Source organism: Kitasatospora sp. NPDC054939, from assembly GCF_053610105.1.
Genome location: NZ_JBSGXP010000293.1, coordinates 1 through 2,409, shown reverse-complemented (window position 1 = coordinate 2,409; position 2,409 = coordinate 1). Strand labels below are relative to the sequence as shown.

Below are 2,409 nucleotides of genomic sequence, written 5' to 3'. Positions count from 1 at the left end.
GCCCTCCGGTGGGAATCCGGAGGGCCGCAGGGCCCCTCTCGTCCGACCCGCGGCCGCCGACCCGTCGTCGGGCAGGCCGTTGGGCCGGCTGCCGTCAGCGCTTGTCGCCGTCGGCGTCGCGCTCGGGCACCACGCCGTCGAAGTCCTCGTCGATTTCGAGGTCGTCCTCGTCGTAGAACTCCTCGACGTCCTCCTCGTCCTCGAAGATCTCCCGCTCGTCCGGCACGCCGCCGCCCTTCTTCGCCACCGGGGCCTCGGCCTGCTCGGCCTCCTCCTCCGCCAGCTCCGGGTCGAGCGCGTCCACGAACTCCAGGCCGTCGATCTCCGCCAGCCGCTCGGAGGCGTTGGTCGCCCCGTCGCTGTCCGCCTCGGCCGCCTTGGCGAACCAGTCACGGGCCTCCTCGCCGCGACCCGCGGCGATCAGCGCCTCGGCGTACGCGTAGCGCAGGCGGGCCGTCCACGGGTGCACGGTGCTGGAAGCCAGCTCCGGGCTCTGCAGGGTGACGACGGCCGCGTCGAACTGCTCCATGTCCGTCCGGGCACCCGCCGCGACCAGCCGCATCTCGACCTGGCCGGCCTTGTCCAGCTGCTTCACCTCGGGCTCGCCGGCCATCGCCAGGGCGCGCTCCGGGCGGCCCAGGCCGCGCTCGCAGTCCGCCATCACCGGCCACAGGTCCGCCCGCCCGGTCATCCGGCGAGCGGCGCGGAACTCGGTCAGCGCCTCCGAGTAGCGCTGCGTCATGTACGAGGCGAAGCCCGCCGCCTCGCGCACGGCCGCCACGCGGGAGGCCAGCCGCAGCGCGACGCGCGAGTACTGGTACGCCTCCTCCGGCTCGCCGTCGAGCATCCGGGCGACCATCACCAGGTTGCGCGCGACATCGTCGGCGAGGGTCTTGGGCAGGCTCTTGAGCTCCTGGCGCACGTCCGCGTCCAGCTCGTAGCCGGTGACGTCCTCCGGGATCGGCAGCCGCTTGACGGGCTCGTAGTTGCCCCGGCGGTCGTCGTAGTCACGGCGGTCGCGGTCACCGCCGCGGTCGTCCCGGCGGAAGCCGCCGCGGTCGCCACCACGGTCGTCGCGGCCGTAGCCGCCACCGCGCGGACGGTCGCCGCCACGGAACCCGCCACGGTCGCCACCACGGTCGTCACGGCGGAAGCCGCCACGGTCGCCCCCACGGTCGTCACGGCGGAAGCCACCGCGGTCGCCACCACGGTCGTCGCGGCCGTAGCCGCCGCCGGCCGGACGCTCCTCGCGACGGAAGCCGCCACGGTCGTCACGGTCACGGTTGAAGCCGCCCGGGCGGTCGTCGCGACGGAAACCGCCACCACCGGAGGGGCGGTCGTCACGGCGGAAGCCACCGCGGTCGCCGCCGCGGTCGTCGCGGTCACGGTTGAAGCCGCCCGAGGGACGGTCGTCGCGACGGAAGCCACCGCCGGCCGGACGCTCCTCACGACGGAACCCACCGCGGTCGCCACCACGGTCATCCCGGGTGAAGCCACCACGGTCGCCGCCACGGGGACGGTCGTCACGGTCACGGTTGAACCCGCCCGGACGGTCGTCACGACGGAAACCACCGCGGTCCCCGCCACGGTCATCACGGTCACGGTTGAAGCCACCCGGACGGTCGTCACGACGGAAACCGCCACCACCCGAGGGACGGTCGCCGCCGCGGAAGCCGCCACGGTCGTCGCGGTCACGGCCGTAGCCGCCACCGGAGGGACGGTCGCCGCCACGGAACCCACCGCGGTCGCCACCACGGTCGTCACGGTCACGGCCGTAGCCGCCACCGGAGGGACGGTCGCCGCCACGGAACCCACCGCCGGACGGGCGGTCGCCGCCGCGGAAGCCGCCACGGTCGTCACGGTCACGGCCGTAGCCACCACCGCCGCGCGGGCGGTCGTCACGGTCGCGGCCGTAGCCGCCACCGGTGGGGCGGTCGCCGCCACGGTAACCACCGCGGTCGCCGCCGCGGTCGTCACGACGGTCGCCGCCACGGTTGTCGCCGCGGTCGTCGCCGCGGTCGTCGCGGCGCGGACCACGGTCGTTGGACCAGCCCCCGCGAGACCGGGGCTCGTAGCCGCGGCCGTCGTCCGATCGACGCTCGGGACGGTCCTGGGGCTGGTTCGACATCCTGGTGACTCCTTCTGCTGCTTCAGCTCCACCGCGGACCGGGCTGACTCAACGCCCTCACGCGGTTCGATGCCGGCCATGTGGCCGCGCACCGTCTCTCCATTGTCCGGCATCCCGAGGAACCCCGCGTCCGGGCGGGGACGCTCCTCTTGGGCCGGCTGTGCACACGCTGGAAATACAAAAAGGCCGCGGCCCCAGCGAATCGCTGGGGCCGCGGCCTGGAAGAATTGTTCGGCGGCGTCCTACTCTCCCACAGGGTCCCCCCTGCAGTACCATCGGCG

General features: G+C 74.3%; 2 protein-coding genes. Both read right to left on the bottom strand.

All coding sequences use genetic code 11. The annotated features are described in order from the left end of the window. Positions 1 to 94: 94 nt before the first annotated feature. Positions 95 to 922: a tetratricopeptide repeat protein gene (locus ACWGB8_RS38370; RefSeq protein WP_452218285.1), complete on the bottom strand. Its 828-nt coding sequence runs from the start codon at positions 920 to 922 to the stop codon at positions 95 to 97. Next, positions 859 to 2,208 (bottom strand): hypothetical protein, encoded by a 1,350-nt coding sequence (locus ACWGB8_RS38365; RefSeq protein ID WP_452218284.1) that lies wholly within the window; start codon positions 2,206 to 2,208, stop codon positions 859 to 861. Before ACWGB8_RS38365 ends, ACWGB8_RS38370 begins: the two co-directional genes overlap by 64 nt. Between the last annotated feature and the right edge of the window lie 201 nt (positions 2,209 to 2,409).